Origin of the sequence: Aquisalinus flavus (assembly GCF_014640095.1) — a bacterium.
Lineage (GTDB): Bacteria > Pseudomonadota > Alphaproteobacteria > Caulobacterales > Parvularculaceae > Aquisalinus > Aquisalinus flavus.
Window position 1 is genome coordinate 703,474 of the sequence record NZ_BMGH01000001.1, and the last position, 20,028, is coordinate 723,501.

Below are 20,028 nucleotides of genomic sequence, written 5' to 3' on the forward strand. Positions count from 1 at the left end.
CCTCAGCCGGGCTGAGTTCACGAATCTGTGCCCAAAATGCTGCGTCGCAAAACTGAAAAAAAACAGTCGTCACACTGACATATAGCGCGGCTAACAGCAGGTCTTAAATTCTTCAAACCGGGGTAACCATCATGAAAAAAGTTCTGTTCACATCGGCCGCACTTGGTGCGCTGGTATTCGCCAACGCCTACGCGCAGGAAGATGACGTCATCACTGTCACCACGCAGAAGCGCGAGCAGGCGATCCAGGACGTGCCGATCGCCGTTACCACCTATGACCAGGAGAGAATGGACGACCTCGGCATCCAGCAATTCGACGACCTCGCCGATTTCGTGCCGGGCCTCGAAGTGCAGGAACAGTCCGCCAACAACCCCGGCTTCGTCATTCGCGGCATCACTTCGGACTCAGGCGAAGCGAATATCGAGCCGCGCATCTCGATCTACAAGGACGGCGTCTCCATCGCCCGCTCGCGCGGCTCCTTCGTCGAGCTGCTGGACTCGTCCGTGGAGGTCATTCGCGGCCCGCAGCCGACCCTGTTCGGCCGTTCGGCCCTGATCGGTGCGATCAACGTCATTTCCAACAAGCCGCAATTCGATGACACGATTACCGGGTCCCTGCGCGCCGGTGTCGGCAATCTCGACTATCGCCTGGTCGAGGGCATGGTCAATTTGCCGGTGTCCGACACGGTCGCCCTGCGCGGTGCCGTGCGCTACAAGAAGCGCGAAGGGTATACCGAGAACCTGATCGGTGAAGACCTGAATGGTTACGAGACCGCCGCTTTCCGCTTCGCTGCCCGCTTCATGCCGAGCGATGCGCTGGACATCAACATCATCGCCGACCACCAGATCGACGACAATCCGGGTACGTCCTTCAAGTCCGGCACCTTCTTCCCGGCACCGGGCGTCTCCATCGAGCCGTGGGAGCCGGCAGCACTGTCCGCGTTCGGCGGCATCGAAGGCGGCCGCGACCTTGGCCTGGAACGCACCGTCTCCTCGATAACCGGCCTTGTCGATTACGAGATCAACGACATCTTCTCGGTCTCCTCGATCACCAATTTCCGCACCTTCGACTCCTCCGAAGTGTTCGACCCGGACGGCTTCGCCGGCAATCTCTTCGCCTTTGCCGAGAACGCCGAAAGCGACCAGTGGAGCCAGGAACTGCGCCTCGATTTCGCCAACGGCCCGCTGACCGGTTTCGTCGGTGGCTCCTACTTCTCCGAGGATGGTTTCCAGAACGTCCCGCTCTATTTCGACGAGCGTTACGCCCAGGCACTGCTCGGCGGCTTCCTCTTCACCGACACGCCGGAAACGCCGCAGAACCCGCTGCCGGAAGCGCTGCTGCCGACGGTCAACGCCAATCCGGCAAGCCCGCTCTTCGGCACGCCGCTCGGCATCTTCAACGAGGAATTCACGAACTTTGGCGAGACCATCTCCTATGACCTCTTCGCCGATGCCAGCTATGCAGTCACCGATCGTCTCGAACTGACCGCCGGTCTGCGCTGGACCAAGGATGAAAAGACCACGGGTTACTCGGCTGACTCCGATGGCACCAGCGCGCTCACCGGCGCCGGGCTGTTCGTGGGCGGCGCGGTCTTCAACAACGGTCAGCGCGTCGACGTCGAGGACGAGTTCGACGGCGTCACCTGGCGTGCGGCCGCGAATTACGATCTGACCGATGCCGTAACCGTGTTCGGCAACGTCGCCCGGGGCCGCCGTCCGGAGGTTCTGGCCTATCAGAACGACACGTCCGACATCGGCATCAACCCGGACAATTTCGTCACCATCGATGCCGAGGAAGTCGACGCCTACGAACTGGGCGTGAAGGCCAATCTCGGCGCCTTCTACGGCGATGCCAGCATCTATTCCTACGACTACACCAACTTCCAGACCTCGATCATCGACGAGAACGGCGTCATCCAGCCGATCAATGCCGGCAATGCCTCGGCTACGGGTTTCGAGGCGACGGCCTTCTGGCAGGCCTCGCAATGGGTCAATCTGTTCGCCGTCTACGCCTATTCCGACGCGACCTTCGACGAGACCGATGATGACGGCAATGCCCAGGAGTTCGGCGGCAACGTGTTCCGCCTGCAGCCGGAAAATGCCTACTCCCTCGGCGCGACCTTCTCCGTCGAGCCGTCCTTCGGCCTGATCGAGTTCACGCCGGTCTGGTCGTGGAAGTCTGAAGTCTTCTTCGACAATGACAACGACCTGACCGACTTCGTGCAGGACGAGTTCCAGGATGCCTATGGCCTGCTGGATCTGCGCCTCAACTACACCGCGCCGCAAAGCGCCTTCGAGGTCGAGCTGTTCGTCGAAAACGCTCTGGACGAGGAATATATCATCGATGCCGGCAATACCGGCGACGGTTTCGGCATCGCCACCTTCATCGCCGGTGCGCCGCAGACCTATGGCATCGTCGTGAAGAAAGACTTCTAGGCATACGACACGGTTCGTTGCGTAGGGGGGAGACCCGCAAAGTAAGTTGCGTTTATCGAGAACCCGTTGCGTAAAAGTAGAGTGAGGAAAACCCGCCGCTGCCCCGCGGCGGGTTTTCTGCGTCCGGGACCCGCCGCCTTGTGCTTGCGGATCGGGCCATAACGATGCGAGACTGGCCGCAAAAGAACACGATCAAGGGAGGATTTCGCGTGGGCAAGGTCACCAGACGGGGAGCGATCACCGCCGCCGCCGCGGCATTCGCCGGGCTTGGCGCAGCGCAATCGGCGTCGCAAGCGCAGGGCCGGACGAAACCGGTCGAGCGGCCCCGGGGCAGATGGCTGCTCTGGTACACGGCGCCCGCACAGCGGTGGGAGGAGGCGCTGCCGGTCGGCAATGGCCGTCTCGGCGCCATGGTCTTCGGCCGTCCCCATGATGAGCGGCTGCAGCTGAACGAGGACACGCTGTGGGCCGGCGGCCCCTATGACCCCGCCAATGCGCAGGCCCTTGCCGCGTTGCCACAGGTCCGTGCCCTGATCAATGAGGGCCGCTATGAGGAGGCGCAGGCCCTCGTCAACGAATCGATGATGGCCCGGCCGATAACGCAGATGCCGTATCAGACGCTCGGTGATCTGCATCTGCGCCTGAGTGATGACCAAGCCCCGGCGGAGTATTTCCGCTGGCTCGATCTGGAAAAGGCCGAGACCGTCACCCACTGGAGCACGCCGCGCGGCACCTATCGCCGCACGGTCATCGCCAGCCATCCCGACCAGGTGATCGAGATCGTGCTGAGCGTCGACGGCCAGCCCTTCGACCTTGACATCGCCTTCAGCGATGACACGGCGAGCGTCACCGGCAGCCGGCTGATGCTGCGCGGGCAGAACCGGGCCGAGGCCGGGGTGCCGGCGGGGCTGTCCTTTGCTGCTGGCGTCGACGCCACCACCGATGGCGAGATCGGCCGGGGCGAGGGCGGCCTGCGCATCACCGGGGCGCGGCAGGTCCGCCTGCTGCTGGCAGCGCATACGGACTATAAGTCCTGGCGCGAGGTCGGAGGCGATCCGGCCCGGCTGGTCGCCGCGACGCTGGACAGGGCGGGCCGCCACGATGCTGCGCGTTTCCGCGCCCGTCATGCCGAAGATTACAGCGCCCTGTTCGAGACCTTCGACATCGACCTCGGCGAGGACCGCTTCCCCGACCTGCCGACGGATCGGCGCATCCGGTTCAGTCACGATACGGACGGCCATGACACCTTCCTGCCCGCGCTCTATCTGCAATATGGCCGCTATCTCCTCATCTCCTCATCGCGGCCCGGCAGCCAGCCGGCCAATCTGCAGGGTATCTGGAATGCGTCGAACACGCCGCCCTGGGGCTCGAAATACACGATCAACATCAATACCGAGATGAATTACTGGCCGGCCGAGCCGATGGGGCTGGCGCAATGCGCCGAGCCGCTCATCGCCATGGTCGAGGATCTTGCCGTCTCCGGCCGCCGAACGGCGAAGACGCAATATGACGCGCGCGGATGGGTCGTCCACCACAATACCGATCTTTGGCGCGCGACCGCGCCGATCGACGGGGCGCAATGGGGCATGTGGCCCATGGGCGGCGCGTGGCTGTGCCAGCATCTGTGGATGCGCTGGGACTGGTCGCGCGACCGGGCGGTGTTGCAGCGCATCTATCCGCTGCTGCGCGATGCCGGTATCTTCTTCCTCGACACGCTGACAGAGGCGCCGGACGGCTCCGGCCTCGTCACCAGCCCGTCGATTTCGCCGGAGAACACCCACCGGCCCGGCATCGCCATCTGTGCCGGCCCGGCCATGGACCGCCAGATCCTGCGCGAGCTGTTCGCCAATATCATCGAGGCTTCGCGGCTGCTCGGGCGCGACGAAGCCCTGCGCGAGGACTTCGCCGCCACGCTCGCCCGCATTCCCGGCGACCGCATCGGCGAGCTCGGCCAGCTGCAGGAATGGCTCGAGGACTGGGACATGCATGTGCCGGAAATCCAGCACCGCCACGTCTCCCACCTCTATGCCGTTCATCCGGGTACGGAAATTGGACCCGAGACGCCCGAGTTGTACGAGGCGGCGCGGCGCTCGCTCTCGATCCGCGGCGATGATGCGACCGGCTGGGGCATTGGCTGGCGCATCAATCTGTGGGCCCGGCTCGGCAATGGCGAGCGCGCCTATGCCGTGCTGCGCAAGCTGTTCGGGCCCGACCGCACCTATCCCAACATGTTCGATGCCCACCCGCCCTTCCAGATCGACGGCAATTTCGGCGGCGCGGCCGGCATCCTCGAAATGCTGATCCGCGACCGGCCGCAGATGATCGAACTCCTGCCCGCCATGCCGTCTGACTGGACCGGCCCGATCTGGACCAGGGGCCGCGTTTCCGGCGTCAGGCTGCGCGGGGATATCAACGCAGATTTCGAATGGGCCGATGGCGCGATCACCAGCGCCTCTTTCGTCAGTGGCCAGACGATCACGAGGCCGATCACTTTCAACGGGCAGGAGCGGGAATTGTCGCTGACCCCCGGCAGGAAAGTGACGCTGACCGGGTAGGAGCATACGCCGAAAACGCCGCCACTCAGAGAGTGCGAGCGTATGAAAGAAACGAGGGGGTCCGTGTGCAGCGGCCATTGCCTCATTTTTAAATAATAGTGACTGGCATAGCTCTCGCTACACACGGCGGCGATCGATGCGGGGCCAAAGTGCATAGCTCTCCCGCCCGGGGGCTACCCCGGGTCGCCGTTCGAAAGGACGATGCAAAGCTGTGCACACCCTCACCAGTCCCGCGAACGGGACCTCGGCCTTCCGAAACCTGTTGGGACGGGCCGCTGGCAGGTCACCGGCGGGAGCCATCCCCTCGGCGCCGGTCCTCACCGGCGCGTGGAAGGGAGTATGGGGGCAGGCGAGGGCGCGGGGATAAGATTCTTGCGGGGGGTTTTCAAAGTTTACAGTTTTCAGCAGTCCGTCATCCCGGCCAAGCGCAGCGCGCGCCGGGACCCAGCTCGGGCGCGCTGGCCTTGGTGAAGGATTTGCTTTTCCGACGGAGGCAGAACAACGTCCCGGGAGGAATCACTGCGTCAGAGATGGGCCCCGGGTTCCTTCTGCGAAGGCCCCGGGGTGACAGGTTGAGATATTGGGTGCTGTTTCACCGGCGGCGATCCGTCAGGCTCCACCCGCCCTGTGGAGAGGCGTCATGGCTGCCATCCTTCGTGGCTGCTGCGCAGCACCTCAGGATGAGGATCGCGAGAGACAACAACCATCGAAGCCTCATCCTGAGGTGGGCCGAAGGCCCCACGAAGGACGAGGCGGGCTTGGGGAAGTATCTGTGTTTTCTTTCCCGGCGCGGACTATGAGTTATCTTGTCAGCCAAGGCCTTTATGGCGGAATCCGCCATAAAGGCTTGGTGAGCCATTGTTTTACAGCGATGATTTAGTCAAGGATGTAACCGCTTCGCGGCGCAGCGTAGCTGCGTCCTTGACAAAGTCATCGCTGTGAAACAGCACGATTCCTGATCAATCCCCCATCCCGCGATAGAGCGCGGTCTGTTTCAGGTCCATGCCGCTGCCCTTGCCGAATTCCACCGTGTTGCCTGATTTCTGCAGGTCGAAGCCGGCGGTGATGATGGCTTCATAGTCCGGCTCGGTGACCGTCGAGACGCTGACGAAATCGGCGTGGCCGCCGGCCGGGGTCAGGGCGAGGTCGATATAGCCGCGGGTCTGGCTGGAGTGATAGCGGATCGACGGGTTGTGCCGGGTCAGCAGCAGGGACAAATCCTCGGCCATGTCGCCGAGATAGACCGACCCGCCGGGGGAGGTGACGGCGGAGGTGCCGAGCTCCACGCCCATCCTGGTGCCATCTTCCGCATAAAGATCGTTGGCCCACCATTCATGGGTGTCGCCGGTCAGCACGATCAGGTCGGAGACGTCCTGCGCGCGCAGCCGGTCATACAGGCGCGTGCGCGCGGCGGGATAGCCGTCCCAGGCATCGAAATTCTGCGGCAGCTCGAATTTCGACAGCTCGATGAAGGGGCGGATGCCGGCCCATTGCTGCTCGAACTCGGCGATGAACTCTTCCGACGCATAGGGGCTGAGATCGGCATTGCGCACCTCGGCCATGATGACCTGGTTGGCGACCAGCCGCCAGGGCTGGCCCTTGGCCCTGGACTGGCCCATGGCGGCGGTGACGAAGGCCAGCTGGTCCTCGCCCATCAGATAGCGGCTCTGGTCCTGTTTCAGCTCGTCATACCAGGCCTGGGCCTCTTCCTTCGTGCTGAATTTCCCGGCGATCTCGGCCAGGGAGATTTCCTCGACCCGCGCGGTCAGGCGCGTCTCGATCGCGGTCAGGGTGAGCAAATCGCCCCATTCGAAGGCGCGATAGAGCTGGTGCAGGGGGCGGCCTTCGGGCTCGCGCACGGGCATGTATTCGTAATAGGCCTGCATCGCGGCGCGGCGGCGCGGCTCCCAGTCGCCTTCGGTCTCGGGCTGGTGGTTCTGGGCGCCGTTCTCCCAGGAATTGTTCGCCGTCTCGTGGTCGTCCCACACCGCGATCAGCGGGTGGGCGGCATGCATCGCCTGGCTTGCCATATCCGACTTGTACTGACGATGGCGCACCCGGTAATCCTGCAGCGAGACGATTTCGCGCGCCGGCTGGTGCTGGCGGCCAAGGGCGGCGCCGACTTCGGCGCCATAGCCGTCGGGGCCATATTCATAGATATAGTCGCCGAGATGGATCACCGCGTCGATCTCGTCGCGCCGGGCGATATGGTCATAGGCGTTGAAATAGCCGAACGGATAGTTCGAGCACGACACAATGGCAAAGCGCGCCGCCTCGACCGCGCCGCGGGGCAGGGTCTTCGTGCGTCCGACGGGGGAGGTGCCATTGCCGGTGGCGAAGCGATAAAAATAGGTCGCGCCGGGCGTGAGCCCCGCCACGTCGACCTTGACCGTCCAGTCGCGCGCCGGGCCGGTGGTGACACTGCCGCTCTGGACGACCTGAGTGAAGTCCCGGTCCGTCGCGACCTGCCACTCGACCGGCACCATCGGTGTTGCCTCCGGCCCGACCGGCGCGGCGCGGGTCCAGAGGATCACCTGTGTCGCCATCGGATCGCCGGACGCGACCCCTTGGGCGAATTGCGCATCGGCGACACCCCGGGCAGAGGAGAACGCGCCCATTTTCGGCTGGCTGGCGCAGCCGGCGGCGCCTACTGCGAGCGAGCCGGCGAGCGTGCCCAGCAGGGCTTGCCTTCTTGAAATCGGGTTGGAAATATCGGTCATGGCGGGCAACTCCTCGAACACCTCGTTTGCGCTCTTATAGACCGCTCTTGTTGGCAGTTTTATGAAAAGCTGCAGTTTGCCGGGTGAAAGGGTCCCGGGCCGGTCGCGAATAAATTTTTGGGTCCCGGGCGCTCAACCCCCTTTACAGCCGCCTCGACAGGCTTTATCTCCCGATCCTCGCCAAGTCCGGGTATATCTCTCGTGGGGCTGGCGTCTTTGTGCTTTGATAGTCAGCGCCGGCAAACCCGAGGGAGGGGGCGACGGAATTAGCTATCGTCGTCAAGGAGGTCCCATGAGGTGGATAAATACAGTACTGCCGTCGACTTAGCTCGGGATATCACCCCGTCTTCACCCGTCTTTTGTCTTCGCCCCCATGCTGCCACCGCCGCCGCGCGCTGGTTCGTTGAGCATTTTCCGGGCAAGTCGTTCTACGCCGTCAAGGCGAACCCGTCGCCATGGCTGATCGAGGCCCTGGTCGAAGGCGGCATCCGTCATTTCGACGTGGCCTCCATCGCCGAGGTGCGCCTGATCCGCGATGTCTTCCCGGACGGCACGCTCGCCTTCATGCACCCGGTCAAAGCCCCCGAGGCGATCACCGAGGCGTATTTCGAGCATGGCGTGCGCATCTTCTCGCTCGACTCAGAGCGCGAGCTGGAAAAGATCATGAAATCAACGGGCTATGCCGGCGACCTGACCCTGTGCGTCAGGATGGCCGTGTCCTCCGCCCTGTCGAAGATCTCGCTGGCGTCGAAATTCGGCGTCAATGAGGAGGTCGATGGCGAGCTTCTCCAGAAGACCCGCCAGGTCGCCGAACGCCTCGGCGTCTGCTTCCATGTCGGCTCGCAGTCGATGTCGCCGACCGCCTATGCCGCCGCGATGCAGCGCACCCAGCGCGCCATCGTCAAGGCCGGCGTCGTCGTCGACGTGCTCGATGTCGGCGGCGGCTTCCCGTCCGCCTATCCGGGCATGGAAGCGCCGGCGCTGCAGACCTATGTCAACGAGATCGCGACCCGCTTCGAGCAATATCTCGTCGCGGAGAACTGCGAATTGTGGTGCGAGCCGGGCCGGGCGCTGTCCGCCGAGAGCGCCTCGCTGATCGTGCGGGTGGAAAGCCGCAAGGACGGCGTGCTCTATATCAATGACGGCACTTACGGTGCCCTGTTCGATGCCGGCACGCTGAACTGGACCTATCCGATGGAGTGCCTCACCGATGGCCGCTCTGCCAAGCTCGCCGCGTTCGAGTTCTATGGCCCGACCTGCGATGACCACGACCATATGAAGGGCCCGTATTACCTGCCCGAGGATATCGAGGAAGGCGATCATATCGAGATCGGCATGCTCGGCGCCTATGGCTCTGCCATGCGCACCGGCTTCAACGGGTTCGGCGCCTATCAGGAGATCGAGGTCGCCGACGCGCCAATGCTGACTATGTATGGGGCAGAGCTGCCACATGCCGCCAATGACATGACGGGAGAAATGACCCAATGACCGACCATTCACCGGAACGCTCCAACCGCAAGGCCGAATTGCTCGCCAATGTGGTCGAGCATATCGACATGAAGAGCTTCGACGCGAGGCCCATCATCGAGGCGATGGAGAAGATGTCCTTCTCCTCGCGCGATCTCGGCCGCGCCGCGAAGATCTACAACATGATGCTGGAAGACGAGTGCGCCGTGTTCCTGGTGCTGGCGGGCTCGACCAGCGCCGGCGGCTGCATGGATGTCTATGCCGACATGGTCAAGAACAACATGGTCGATGCCGTCGTCGCCACCGGCGCGTCGATCGTCGACATGGACTTCTTCGAAGGGCTAGGCTTCAAGCATTACCAGGCCCCGCTCGACGAAGCAGGCGGCAATGGCGACGATAACGAGCTGCGCGATCTGTATATCGACCGCATCTACGACACCTTCATCGACGAGGAAGAGCTGCAGGCCGTCGACCACACGATCTACGAGATCGCCGAACAGATCGGCGAGGGCGTCCTGTCGTCGCGCGCCTTCATCAAGGAGATGGGCAAGTACCTCGTCGAGCACGGCAAGAAGGAGCATTCGCTCGTCCGCATCGCCTACGAGAAAGACGTGCCGATCTTCTGCCCGGCCTTCTCGGATTCCTCTGCCGGTTTCGGCCTCGTCAAGCACCAGGTCGAGCGCATCAAGGCCGGCAAGGGCTATGTCGCGATTGACAGCGTCGCCGACTTCCGTGAACTGACGATGATCAAGATCGAGGCCGGTGCCTCCGGCCTGCTCATGGTCGGTGGCGGCGTGCCGAAGAATTTCGTGCAGGACACGGTCGTGTGCGCCGAAATCCTCGGCTATGACGATTGCGAGATGCACAAATATGCGATCCAGATCACCGTCGCCGACACGCGCGACGGCGCCTGCTCCTCCTCGACGCTGAAGGAAGCATCGAGCTGGGGCAAGGTCTCGACCACCTACGAACAGATGGTCTTCGCCGAAGCGAGCACAGTGATCCCGCTGCTGGCGAGCGATGCCTGGCACCGGGAGCATTGGAAGGGCCGGAAAGAGCGGCGGTTTGGGAAGATGTTTGATTAGGGCTGGGGCGCGGAGTTTTCAGTCTGACGTTTTCAGTTTTTAGGTATCAGCAAAAAGCCCCGCTCCGGCGGGGCTTTTTTTATGTGCGTAGGGCGGGTGGAGCCTCATGGCTGGGTTCGATTTCTACTGAGAGTCTCGAATATCGTGAAACACTGCCGCGAGTACTGATGGCAATTCTGCTGTTGAAAAGTCGATCGCCAATAAAATATCTTCGTTTCGGTCGACAAACCTGACGGACACACTCTCATTCCTGATAAATTCGTTCATGATGGTCGTCGTGTCGTATTCTATACGCCCAGAGAGGCACCAAGGTATATTCCCTTGTTGCAGGTGTGAACTGCCGTCATCAAAATAAGCTGGTCCCGATCTGGTTCCAGAATCCATAATCAGGTCAGTCTCGGGTACGAACGGCGCCTCGACTATTGGACCAGAAATACCCGATACTATCATCCTTACGCCTGAAGTCTGTTCGGAAAGCAACGCAAATACAGTCGCATAATCATCTGCAGCGTCACTCACATCAATCGGAAGTAAAACAGATCCGGACATAATCTGGATCGGCATGAACTCTCCATCCACATCTGTTTCTGTATGGATTGCGGGACCATTGCCACAGCGACCCACATCGACCAAAGTGGCCGACGATGACGGATCAAGCCGTCCGGATAAACTAATTGAGATTGCGGTGATGCCGGCCCGAGCTGTGGCGGGATCATATTCCGCCGAAACATTATCAAGTTCGTATTTCTTGAAACTGGATACTTCTTGCGAACAACCAAACAACAACAAAGAAGCTGAGCAGGTTATTAATACAGACCTTGTAATCATAGTCGAGTGACCACGTGTTTTTACGACCCGTAAGTAGAAAATCAGAAACATAAATGGAAGTCAAGGACTGGTTCAGCGATCGCGCTATCGCGCGGTAGAAGCCGCAGGCGTAATGCACCATTCAGCATTCTTCGCGTGTTGACGACTCACAATGGTGCATTGCGCTTCGCACCGTGCACCCTGCATTCTCCTTGTAAAGAGCGATGGCTGTTTCACCGGGATCGATCTGTCAAGGCTGCAACCGCTTCGCGGCGCGCCTCGGCTGACAATTTTTTTTAGCGATGCATCAGCGCGATAGGAAGTCGAGGGTCTTCTAAAACTCTCCTCCCTTGTCTTCCCGGGGACCACGAAGCGGTAGCCCGGGATCCATTTTCCAGCAATGCCGCTGTCGCGGCGTAGGGTGCACCAACCAACGGGCGGTGCGCCGCCACAGGCGGCAAGCCCGGTGGTGCACCGCGCTGCGCTTGGTGCACCCTACGCATTTTAGCGGGCGCGATCGCGCGTAGGGTGCATGAAGCCGCAGGCGTAATGCACCATTCCGGTCGTGTCACAGGTACCGCGTGGTGCATTTCGCTGACGCTCCATGCACCCTACAATCCGCACCCAATCCCCACCCAAACCCACCGCCCTTGCCATCGCCTGGCGGCGCCCATAGGCTCGCGCCACAAACAGGGGAGAGATATTCATGAGCACTAACGACGCCGCGCAGATCGTGCGCAGTGTTTACAATTCGCTCGCATCGGGCGACGTGCCTGGCGCGTTCGGGCTGTTGTCCAGCGACATCGTGTGGAACGAGGCGGAGGGCAATCCGCTGGCCGACCGCAACCCCTATACCAGCGCCGCCGCGATCGGGGAGGGCGTGTTCGGCCGCCTCGCGGCGCTGTTCGACGGGTTCGCCGCAGCGCCGGCGGAGTTCGTCGCGCAAGGCAACCGGGTCGCCGTCTTCGGGCGCTATCACGGCACCCACAAGGCCACGGGCGAGGCGCTGAATTGCCAGTTCGTCCATTCATGGACCGTTGCCGATGGCCGGATCGTGCAGTTCCAACAATATGCCGACACCGCCCAGCTCGCCCGGCTCAGCTAGGCTTTCCACTGGTCTGTGAACTGATCATCAACGGGGCGCTGCCGCTCAATCCGACAGATCGGAGGGGCATGCTGTACCGATCACTCCATAGGGAAAAGCCTCCGGGAAATGGATCCCGGGTTCACCCTGGCGGGTGACCCGGGATGACAAGAATGGAGAGGTTCGTTTTCATCTCGAAGCGCCGGCTAGTCCCCGATCGCCAGCCGCTTATTGGTGTAGTCCACGGTGAACTCATAGCGGCCGAGGAAGTCCAGGCCGAGAATGCCGTTCGGCACGGTCCCGGTCTCCGCCTCGGTGTTTTCGGCGTTCGGCACGAAGACGGCGTGCTCGTCGGTCAGCATCACGTGGACATCCTCCACCCGGAATTTGCCGCCAAGTTTCAGGCTCGCGATGCGCCCGGGCCAGGCGCTGTGGATGCCCTTGATGGTGACGAATTTCTCTTCCTTGCCGGTCTCGATGGCGGCGAAGGCGGAGGAGGAGACCAGTTCCAGCGTCCCCGAATAGCCGGTGTCGATCAGCAACAGCGTGCGGACCGGCTCGGCCCCTGTCGTCACCTCGATATCACCCAGCGTGACCGGGACGTTAGAGCCGAGCACCAGCGGCAGGGCATAATCCTCGTCCCTGTACGGATTACGGCGCGGCGGCCTGACGGTGACCGTGCACGGATCTGGCGCAATCGTCACGGCGAGATGTTCGAAGAAGTCATAACCGATGACACCGTCGATCGGCACATCCATCGCCGCCGCGACGGACATTTTCACGAAGATCTGCTCTTCGAAAAAGAAGCCGACGAAACGGGGCCGGATGGCAAAGCCGTCAAAGGCAAGTTCCGGCCGCCCGTCGAGAACGCCGGTGTTTCGAATGGGCCGTGTGCGCTCGTTTTCATACAGGAAAGTGGCATTCGCCCCGGTGTCGAGCATCAGGCTCAGCGGTGTGCCGTCCAGCGATGCCTCGATCATCAGCGCACCATGGCGGATGGAGCAGGGCAGCGATATTGCCCGCGCCTCGCCGGTCCAGCGCAGCTCGGGCGGGTAGGGGTCATCCCCCTTGTCATCCGCCACCGTCGCGCAGCCGGTCAGCAAGGCGGCCGCGCCGAAAACCAGCACATTGTGGATCATCCTGCCCCTCATGACGCAACCCTAGCGCGTATTGGCCGATTGGGGAAGTTTTTCGACGCGGATGAATCGCCCAGCAATGGCGCCTCGCGCCGAAGGTCTCCTTCCCGCCTCCATCCCAGCATGATTGAAACACACAGGGTCCCGGCTCTCGCTGCTCTCGGCCGGGGTGACAAGGGGTTGAGATTTATGGGAAAAGCTGCTCGTGACGTCGAAAAAACTCTACGGCTTGGCGGGCAGGGTGCCGGCACATTGCTTCAGCACGGGCAGCAGCCTGCCCACATCATGAACGGCGAAATCGACGCTGACCGTCTTTATCGATACTGTCAGCGTTCCCGATGTTTCCAGATCCTGGATGAATTCCTCAAAGCTTTCGCTCGTGAATACGGTGAAGGCGAGGCCCGACTGCAACTTTTTGTAGGTTTTCACACTCTCCGCCCCCGAGGGGAAGCGAAAAGTCGCGTGCCACGTCTGGGGAACATCCGTGAACGGATCGGCAGCAATCCCGACAAAAGGCGAGAGATGATCGCGATAGCCGGCGATCGTGAATTCGATGATGGGGCGTGTGTTGCTGTTCTGGAGGGTACAATAGGGCGTCCCGTTGCTGTATGTTTTCGGCGATGACGTCACCATCCAGCCTTGCGGTGTGGCGGTACCGGCCTGCGCGGCAGCGGGCGCGGCGGCAAGCGCTGCAATTCCCGCAAGCGCTATAAAGCCAGCGCGCCTTGCTGTTTCAATCAGTCGATAAACCTGCATCATCTTTTCCCTTCTCTCCCGTCCTTCTCTCCCGGGTGGTCACAGACTGCGCCGGCACTCCATCAGCATGGCTGCATCGCCCCCGGTATGGGGGAGAGGAAAGGTCAGGCTGACAGGTCCGATCTCGACCGACATCTCGCTGTTGCTGCCAAAGACCAGTCCCTGCAGCAGGGCCGAAAGCGCCTCGTCCGTGAGTGGCGCGCTGACGAAGGTCGATGAGCCCCGTGTCACCGGTTCGGAAATCTCCGATAGCGGTACGGTCCAGGACTTGATCGTCAGCGACCCGGTGGTGCTGGTGGTGATCGAGCTCAACCCGGCAGCGGCGATGTTGACATATTGGCTGTCACTGAGAACCGTAATATTCATGAATGGCATTACCTTGCCCGTGCCGTACCACATCATGCAATATCGCCTGCCGTCCGGGAATTCCGCCGGACTGCCGGTGGCCCCCCAGCTCTCGCTGGCCCCGGCCTGCGCGGCAGGCAGCAGGCAGAACGCTGCCACCGCAGCGGCGCATAGCGCCGTCGAGCGCCTGCGGCGCATGTCAGAGCTCGAATTCAAAGAAAAGCGCATCGTCCGCCTCCTCATGGCCCTGTTCGGCGGCGCGGGTCAGCCAGACCCTTGCGGCGTCCCGGTTGACCGCCGTCCCGATGCCAAGCAGGAGCATCTCGCCGACGAAATACTGGAACTCCGCAATGCCCTGTTCAGCAAGGGGCAGCGCGATTTCATAGGCGAGGACGTAGTCCTGTTCATGGCCTTCCTGCGCCTCCCACCCCTTCTGGCGGAACAGGCCGAGACAGGCGGTGGCAAAATCGATCCGGGCGGTGATCATTGCCTTGTCCTGCGCATGGGGGCGCAGCAGGGCGATGGCAGCGGCGAAATCGTCCACCGCCATGGCGGCCTTTGCACGGGTCAGGTCGGACTGCATGCCGGTGGTCTGATCCAGCACGCGCTGCGATTCCTGAAGGGAGGAGGATCCCGAGCCGGGCGGGCCGTCCTGCGCCAGGGCGGCCGCGTGCACCGCTATGAGCATCGCTGCAAGGGCGCCAGAAGCAGCGCGCCATGCACCGGGCATAAGGGTTTTAGACAAGCCTTGCATATCCCCTCCATTTCATGCGGCGTTCGGCGCCGCTATCGGAGGCATCATAGGCGAGATCTGTCTATTGGTCTCTCACCTGAACCGGGGAGGCGGATCCGGGCCGCATCTTCGCAGAAGGGGCTCCGGCGAACCAATACCCTTGGGTCCGCTGCGCCGTTGCGAGTGCCGCCCATGCCTTGCCAGCCGGGCTGTGCCGGCCGACTTGTCCGAGGCGATACAGCCGCCGCATCCGCCCTTTCCCGGCAGTGAATTGCTGCTAGGCTGCGGGCAAAAGAATGGAGAGAAACATGCCCTTGACCCGCAATGCCGCCCTGGCTGCGCTTGCCGCCGCCTGCGCCCTGATGCCCACCGCCGTTCTGTCGCAGGAGCCGGTTCGTTACGAGGCCGACTGGGCATCGCTCGACCAGCGTCCGACGCCGCAATGGTGGCGAGACGCCAAATTCGGGATCTTCATCCATTGGGGCGTCTATTCTGTGCCCGCCTATGCGCCGAAAGGCGAATATGCCGAATGGTACTGGGACCGGTCCGGCCGCGCGGTGACAGACGACACACCGGAGTGGGAACGTCCGATCATCGAGGAGGTGCACGCCTTTCACGACCGCGTCTATGGCGCGCAGACCGATTATGCCGACTTCGCGGCGGATTTCGACGCCAGCTTTTTCGATGCCGCCCAGTGGGCGGAGATGTTCGCGGGCGCCGGCGCGCAATATGTCGTGCTTGTTTCCAAGCACCATGACGGCTTTGCCCTGTGGCCGAGCGCCGAGGCGTCCGACAATTGGGGCCGCCCGTGGAACAGCGCCGAAATCGGGCCGATGCGCGACATCGTCGGCGAACTGACCGATGCGGTACGCGCCGAGGGGCTGCGCATGGGGATTTATTTCTCCCTGTACGAATGGTTCCATCCGCTCTATGACCCGGCTGATCCGGGCGCCTATGTGACGCAGCACATGGCGCCGCAATTGCGCGATGTCGTGACGCGCTACGAGCCGGAGGTGATCTTCGCCGATGGCGAATGGGAGGCCCCGTCCGCGGACTGGCGCAGCGAGGACCTGCTTGCCTGGCTGTTCAATGACAGCCCTGTCGCCGGGACGGTCGTCGTCAATGACCGCTGGGGCGAGGAGACCCGCCATAAACATGGCGGCTATTACACCACCGAATATGGCGCGGGAATGCCCGACTCCACCCATCCATGGGAGGAGAATCGCGGCATGGGCCATTCCTACGGGTTCAACCGCAATGAGGAGCTGGCGGACTATGCGACCGACCGGGAATTGCTCCTGACCCTGATCGATACGGTCAGCCGCGGCGGCAATCTCCTGCTCAATGTCGGCCCGACAGCGGATGGCCGTATCCCCGTGATCATGCAGGACCGGCTTGCCTATATCGGTACCTGGCTCGAGCATAATGGCGAGGCGATCTTCGGCACGGTCACCTATGGCAGCGGCGTGCAATGGACGGATGGCAGTCAGCCGCAGATCGACACCGACACGATCTACCGCGCCGACTATGACGTGGTGGAGCTGCTGGTGTCGCCACAGCCGGGACAGGCCCGCAAGGAGGTCCTGTATACGCGCAAGGGCGACACGCTTTATGCGATCGCGCCGATCTATCCGGTTGGCGCCCTGGAGCTGTCCGGCGTGACGGTGAGCGACGATGTCCGGGTCACGCTGCTCGGCCATGACGGTACCCAACTGACGGCGACCGCCTATGGCGACGACCTGGTCATCGAGACGCCGCCGGTCGCCCCGGGCGAATTGCCGTTCGAGGGGGCCTTCGTATTCAGGATCGAAGGCCTGGCCGATTGAGGGGGAGGGCTTTGAAGGGACAGGGTGGGGCCTTGCCTTGAACGGCGTGGCTCACCATTGTCGCGCCGGAGGGCGATCCCCGCCCGGTCGTCAGGCGGGAAAAAGAGACCCAGCCATTCTTGCCGCACGGCCCGGATTTCGCGGTTGTCGCCCGCGACCATTGCGCGTCGCGTGTTGCGCGGATTAATTCGGGCTTATGTTTGCCGCGGCGCTTTACCTCGTCCGAAAGTTGTGGATAGTTTGGCTCGAAAGAATCACAAAATGGCGCTGAATGTGGACGAATACACGGGCTTTTTCGGTGGTTGCTGCAGGCCCGCTCTCTATCTTTAATCCGGTTTAAATCATGACATTGTATTTGCATATTGGTGGCGCCAAATGCGGCTCCAGTGCGCTTCAGGCAGCGCTGACCAGGGATCCCGTGCTGGCACGCAGGGACGGGTCAACGGTCGAGTATGCGGCGATCGACTTCAGGGGCGGCCTGATCCGCCATGAAAGTCTGGCGGCAAGGGCCGGCCCTTATGGATACCGCTCCTCCCCAACCGAATCCCAGCTGGAAAATGTCGATCCGGACGTTACCCGCAAACAGCTGGCCGGCATTGCGCACGACGTCGTCCTGTCGAATGAGAGCTGGCAGAATTCCCCGGACGAGTGGGCCGCGTTCCTTGAGAACTGGCGCATGCCGGTTCACGTCGTCGCCTATATCCGCCCCCAGGTGCCGCTGCTCAATTCAGCCTGGTGGCAATGGGGCGCCTGGTCGGGAGACCCGTTCAACCAGTGGGTGCTGGGCCATTTCCGCGAATGCCAGTGGTATGCGAGACTGGCGCCCTGGCGGACCCTTCCCTATGTCGAGACCGTCACCGTCCGCCTCGTGCGCGGCGATATCGTCCCGGATTTCCTGGAAAATGTGCTGCAGGCGGATGCGAGCCACTATCAGCCGGCCCGGCATAACGCTGCGCTGCCGGCCTCGGTGCTGCGCCTGTACCAGAAGAACCGCCACTTGCGCAGCGGACCGCACAATTCCGCCATCGATTTCATCCTGCGCAAGCACCTCTCCGTCGATGGAAGCGCGCCCTGGGTGTTCGACCGGGCGTGGATAGAACGCATCATTGAAAAGAGCAGGGCGGACAATGAACGCCTCGCCGACCTGCTCGAGCCTGAAATGCGCAACCATTTTCTGGAGGACCCCAGATGGTGGGACCCCGCTGCCTTTGCCCACCTCAAGCCGGAATCGCCGCATCCCCAGCCGCTCCGGGCCGACCAGCTTGAACCGCTCTGCGTTGAACTCATCAACTCCCTCGTGGCTCTCGAAAAGCGCGCATAAGGGCAGGACCGTCTGAAATTCTGCCGGCGGGAACAAATGTCGGTGTCATCCCGTTTTCCTCACAGTCCCGTGAACCTGAACACAAGAACGAGGAAACCGTTATGAAACACAAACTGAAATATCTGCTGCCCGTCCTGCCGGCCATGCTGCTCGCCCTCGGCGCCTGCGGTGACGATTACGACGATACAAACAGCGCTGACGAGACGGATGTCTCGGCGACCGAGATGGCTGCCGGTGATGTCGATGACGACAACAACCTGCAGGACGACACGATGCAGGAAGATGAAGCGGACGAAGGTCTCGGCCAGACGCCGCCGGTCAATTTGGCGCAGGACATGGCCTCCGGCCCGGTCGGTCTGATCACTGCCGCGATCCAGGGCGGCGATATGGACGCCTATGTCCGCAATGCTGCAATCGGCAACATGTACGAGATAGAGGCCGGTGAGATCGCCACGGCGCGCGGCAATTCGCCGGAGATCATCCAGATCGGCGAGACCGTCATCCGCGAGCACCGTACCCTGCAGTCCAATCTCGAAGCTGCCGTCGCCGGCACCGAATGGGAGGATGCCCTGCCCGCCGATCTCGACGAGCGCCGCCAGGGCCTGATCGACAATCTCAATGCCGCCGCCGACATGGATTTCGACGCTGCCTTCCTGCATCAGCAGGAAGCTGCGCATTGGGAGGCGATCACCTTGCACGAGACCTGCGAGGCCCGCTGCGACAGCGACGCGCTCGCCACTGTCGCAGAAGAAGCCCAGCCGGTCATTCGGGCCCATCTCGAGGTCATCCACGACTCCCTCGGCGCTGCGGTCGACGGCGAATAAGCGACGGCGAATAGGAATGACAGGTGACCCTGCGGGCGCGCTCAGCCCCGCAGGATTTTTTCATGTCGATGAGATGTCGTGAAAAACTTGTTCTCTCACGCTGTTGTGCTGCTATGCTTCAGACACGGAATGTTCTGATCCTGCTCGCCTCTCGCTCCGGACAGGGTAGCATTTCCCGAAGCGGAGAACTTCCATGCTCACGACAGTGCTCGCCACCATCGCAATCATGCTCCAACTCCAGCCCGGCACCCAGCCGGAAGGTGACGCTTTCAACCGACGGGATGACCCATGTCAGGGTATCGGCTGGCTCGACTATTTTTCTTCCGCCCCTGGATTCGACTGCGAAGAGATCGCTCGTGCCGACGACGTCTACATGGCGCTCAAGGTCGGAACGGTGGCTGGTGAACCATACCCCTATATGATGCTGCTGAAATCACCCGAGCAAGGCTGGCGGCTATCCGCCTATGGCTATGATGCCGACCTGGTGGGCGAGGGCAACGATTACAGCTGGACCGTTACCCGGCATGGTTATGAGACCACGCTTGCGCCCGAAGCTGTCGAGCCGTTTCTTGCGGCCGTCGAAAGCGGCCGGTATGCCGCCATTCCCGATGTTGACGTCTATCCCGCCAGCGACACGCCGGGCGAGCAGATCATCTGCCTCGATGGCTCTATCCTCATCGTCACGATCATGACCGAAGACGGCCTGGTGAAAGGCAGGCGCCACAGCTGCGCCGGCCGCACGCTGCTCGATGCGTTCGCGGAGGATCTGGCCGCACTCGTGGTCGAGGCCGAACCGGTGATGGCGCGCTATCTCGAATTGCTGAGCGAGGACCAGAACCGGGACCAGGCCAGCAATTCCCCGCCGCCAGGACTTTGAACGGCGGATCGCGGCTGCTATGCTCGCAGCAACGGTCCCGTCCGGCACCGCATTTCA

General features: G+C 62.3%; 15 protein-coding genes. 9 read left to right on the forward strand and 6 right to left on the reverse strand.

Translation table 11 applies throughout. The features are described from left to right. Positions 1-131: 131 nt before the first annotated feature. Together IEV88_RS03270 and IEV88_RS03275 are read left to right on the forward strand one after the other, a co-directional pair. Positions 132-2,435, forward strand: a complete 2,304-nt coding sequence (locus IEV88_RS03270) for a TonB-dependent receptor (protein WP_188159849.1) — start codon at positions 132-134, stop codon at positions 2,433-2,435. Positions 2,436-2,599: 164 nt separating this feature from the next. Continuing rightward, positions 2,600-4,990 (forward strand): glycoside hydrolase family 95 protein, encoded by a 2,391-nt coding sequence (locus IEV88_RS03275; RefSeq protein ID WP_188159850.1) that lies wholly within the window; start codon positions 2,600-2,602, stop codon positions 4,988-4,990. A gap of 959 nt (positions 4,991-5,949) precedes the next feature. Here the strand turns inward: IEV88_RS03275 and IEV88_RS03280 are convergent. Then, on the reverse strand, positions 5,950-7,710 hold the full coding sequence (locus tag IEV88_RS03280) for an alkaline phosphatase D family protein (protein WP_188159851.1): 1,761 nt from the start codon (positions 7,708-7,710) through the stop codon (positions 5,950-5,952). 297 nt (positions 7,711-8,007) lie between these two features. On the opposite strand from IEV88_RS03280, the gene IEV88_RS03285 reads away from it, so the two are divergent. Then, complete coding sequence (locus tag IEV88_RS03285; protein ID WP_188159852.1) at positions 8,008-9,198, forward strand: type III PLP-dependent enzyme domain-containing protein; 1,191 nt, start codon at positions 8,008-8,010, stop codon at positions 9,196-9,198. Next, positions 9,195-10,262: a 1,9-bis(guanidino)-5-aza-nonane synthase gene (locus IEV88_RS03290; protein ID WP_188159853.1), complete on the forward strand. Its 1,068-nt coding sequence runs from the start codon at positions 9,195-9,197 to the stop codon at positions 10,260-10,262. The genes IEV88_RS03285 and IEV88_RS03290 overlap by 4 nt, the downstream gene beginning before the upstream one ends. A gap of 123 nt (positions 10,263-10,385) precedes the next feature. Here IEV88_RS03290 and IEV88_RS03295 read toward each other — a convergent pair whose 3' ends face one another. Then, the gene (locus IEV88_RS03295; protein ID WP_188481191.1) at positions 10,386-11,090 is read right to left on the reverse strand and encodes a hypothetical protein; all 705 of its coding nucleotides are present in this window, start codon (positions 11,088-11,090) and stop codon (positions 10,386-10,388) included. 685 nt (positions 11,091-11,775) lie between these two features. Here IEV88_RS03295 and IEV88_RS03300 point away from each other — a divergent pair. Beyond that, the gene (locus IEV88_RS03300; protein WP_188159855.1) at positions 11,776-12,174 is read left to right on the forward strand and encodes a nuclear transport factor 2 family protein; all 399 of its coding nucleotides are present in this window, start codon (positions 11,776-11,778) and stop codon (positions 12,172-12,174) included. A 185-nt stretch (positions 12,175-12,359) separates the two neighbouring features. Here the strand turns inward: IEV88_RS03300 and IEV88_RS03305 are convergent, their stop codons facing one another. The 4 genes from IEV88_RS03305 to IEV88_RS03320 all read right to left on the reverse strand — a co-directional run bounded on the left by IEV88_RS03305 (position 12,360) and on the right by IEV88_RS03320 (position 14,994). Next, positions 12,360-13,304 carry an aspartyl protease family protein gene (locus tag IEV88_RS03305; RefSeq protein ID WP_188159856.1) on the reverse strand — a complete coding sequence of 315 codons (945 nt, stop codon included), beginning with the start codon at positions 13,302-13,304 and terminating at the stop codon, positions 12,360-12,362. A gap of 207 nt (positions 13,305-13,511) precedes the next feature. After that, entirely contained in the window at positions 13,512-14,048 is a 537-nt protein-coding gene (locus IEV88_RS03310; RefSeq protein WP_188159857.1) for a hypothetical protein, read from the reverse strand. Between the two features lie 36 nt (positions 14,049-14,084). Beyond that, positions 14,085-14,618: a hypothetical protein gene (locus tag IEV88_RS03315; protein WP_188159858.1), complete on the reverse strand. Its 534-nt coding sequence runs from the start codon at positions 14,616-14,618 to the stop codon at positions 14,085-14,087. After that, a complete protein-coding gene (locus IEV88_RS03320; protein WP_188159859.1) occupies positions 14,590-14,994 on the reverse strand; it encodes an SEL1-like repeat protein in 405 nt (134 codons plus the stop codon). Before IEV88_RS03320 ends, IEV88_RS03315 begins: the two co-directional genes overlap by 29 nt. 437 nt (positions 14,995-15,431) lie before the next feature. Between IEV88_RS03320 and IEV88_RS03325 the strand changes: the two genes are divergently transcribed. The 4 genes from IEV88_RS03325 to IEV88_RS03340 all read left to right on the forward strand — a co-directional run bounded on the left by IEV88_RS03325 (position 15,432) and on the right by IEV88_RS03340 (position 19,971). After that, the gene (locus tag IEV88_RS03325) at positions 15,432-16,949 is read left to right on the forward strand and encodes an alpha-L-fucosidase (RefSeq protein WP_206711333.1); all 1,518 of its coding nucleotides are present in this window, start codon (positions 15,432-15,434) and stop codon (positions 16,947-16,949) included. Between the two features lie 343 nt (positions 16,950-17,292). Next, positions 17,293-18,270 (forward strand): hypothetical protein, encoded by a 978-nt coding sequence (locus IEV88_RS03330; protein WP_188159860.1) that lies wholly within the window; start codon positions 17,293-17,295, stop codon positions 18,268-18,270. A gap of 101 nt (positions 18,271-18,371) precedes the next feature. Continuing rightward, the gene (locus tag IEV88_RS03335; RefSeq protein ID WP_188159861.1) at positions 18,372-19,094 is read left to right on the forward strand and encodes a DUF4142 domain-containing protein; all 723 of its coding nucleotides are present in this window, start codon (positions 18,372-18,374) and stop codon (positions 19,092-19,094) included. A 193-nt stretch (positions 19,095-19,287) separates the two neighbouring features. Further along, the gene (locus IEV88_RS03340; RefSeq protein WP_188159862.1) at positions 19,288-19,971 is read left to right on the forward strand and encodes a hypothetical protein; all 684 of its coding nucleotides are present in this window, start codon (positions 19,288-19,290) and stop codon (positions 19,969-19,971) included. Positions 19,972-20,028 lie beyond the last annotated feature (57 nt).